The sequence below is a fragment of the Corynebacterium gottingense genome (genome assembly GCF_003693265.1).
Taxonomy (GTDB): domain Bacteria; phylum Actinomycetota; class Actinomycetes; order Mycobacteriales; family Mycobacteriaceae; genus Corynebacterium; species Corynebacterium gottingense.
The window spans coordinates 1-1,820 of record NZ_RDRE01000107.1; the positions used below are offsets into that span (position 1 = coordinate 1).

Below are 1,820 nucleotides of genomic sequence, written 5' to 3' on the forward strand. Positions count from 1 at the left end.
CGGTCGGTCAGCGCGCCGTCGAGGACGATGTCCTTGGAGGCGTCGCCGTGCGGGGTGACCACCTGGACGGTGTAGCGGTTCAGGTCCGCGCCCCTGTTGTTCACCTTCAGGGTGACTTTGTCGGCATTGCCCGCCTCGAGGTTGGAGCTTGCCACCTCGACGTCGACGGTGCCCTCGTTCTTCTCCGCCTTGGTCAGGTCCTGCTGGTACTTGGCTGCAGTCTTCGCGGCAGCGGCATCAACCTTCGTGCTCTTGACGCCGACGGTGCCCACGGGCTTGCCAATGTGGCCGGTGTTGATGATCAGGTTGTCCCAGTCGGCGGGGACCCGGTAGTCACCGGTGTAGCAGTTTGCGCCCGGGTTGTAGCATTCCTGCGGCAGCTCGCCGCCGGAGACGGACTCGTGGTCGGAATAGTCAAAGTGGCTGAACTGGTAGAGGTAGTTCATCACCGAGTAGTAGTTGGGCAGGTAGTCGGAGTCCGGGACCTGGTTGGCAAACTTGGTGGAGCCGTTGTGGTCCAGGCCGAGGGTGTGGCCCAGCTCGTGGAGGATGGTGTTGCGGAACTGCTCGTCAGTGGTCATCCGGTCGTGGTTGGCCACGTAGAACGCGTTGTCACCAACCGTGGAGACACCCACCGAGTAGGTGCTCGGGTCCATCTGGTCGCCGACCATGCCGCTGCGGAAGACTGCGGAGCGGTCGCCCAGCATCTCATCGATGTTGTCCATGAGCTTGACGCCCTGCGGCTCGTTCTGGAAGTAGTACTTCGTATAGTCGCCGTAGACGCCACCGTGGCGCTCCGAGTAGTTCGGGATGTTGGTGTAGGACTCGCCGGCGTCGATGTGCAGGTTCACGTCGTGGTCCGCAAAAAGGTCGACAAGCTGCTGCAGGATGTCGTTGCTCGGGCGGTAGCTCTTCGTGTTTGCGTCCGCGCAGGCTGCCTGCTGCGGATTGTCAAAGCAGCCGAGAGACTCGTATTCGGACGGCATCCAGTTCATCTGCAGGAAAATGTCGGGGCGGTTCGGATCTGCGCCCCACGCGTTAAGGGGGAGCTCGGTGCCGTCGTTAAGCGTGAGCCCCTGCTCCTCCCACGCGTTGGCGAGGCCGTCGCCGTCGGTGTCCTCGGCGCCGTCCTGGGTGCGCATCGTCATCGTGGTCTCTGCAACGACGGTCTGGCCGGCGGCGATGTCGTCGAACCAGCGGCCGCGCTGGAACTGGGCACCGGACTCGTCGACGAAGCCGACCTCGTCCGGGTTGGTCGTGCCGTTGAAGGAGCTCGCAGCGCCGGAGTAGGTCGCGCCATCGAAAGAGATCTCCGTATCGTAGCCCAGGGACTCGGGGCCGACCGTGAAGCGGCCATCCTCGTACGACCCCTGCAGCTCGCGCGCGGTGTTGATCTGGTTGGTCATGTCCAGCTGGTAGTAGGAGTCGCTGCCGCTGGTGTTCGTGATTTCGGTACGGACGGTGGCCGTGTTGCCATCGATGCGGAACTCGCGGGTGAACTGCACTCCGAGGTTGCGGTCCTCGTTGCGCATCGTGATCACGTCGGCCTTACCGTCCTTGCGGGTCTGCACCCTGGTGTTCGCACCGCTCATCTCAAGCTTCTGGCCGCCGAAGCGGAAATCGATGTAGAAGGAGGAGTCCTGGGTGCCGCCGACAGAAGCCGGGTCGGTGAACTTAAAGGAGGAGATACGGCCCTTGTCCAGCTCGACGTTGTGGAAGAAGGGGCCGACCTCGTCGGCGGTCACGGTGACCACGCTTGGGTCGTCAACAACCTTTGCCTCCGCGGGAACCCGGAAGGCGGGAACCATTACTGCGAGCGC

1 protein-coding gene is annotated in these 1,820 nt (G+C 63.4%); it reads right to left on the minus strand.

The genetic code is table 11. The features are described from left to right. On the minus strand, positions 1 to 1,820 hold a 1,820-nt coding region (locus EAW56_RS12795; RefSeq protein WP_167457440.1), incomplete at both ends, for a zinc metalloprotease.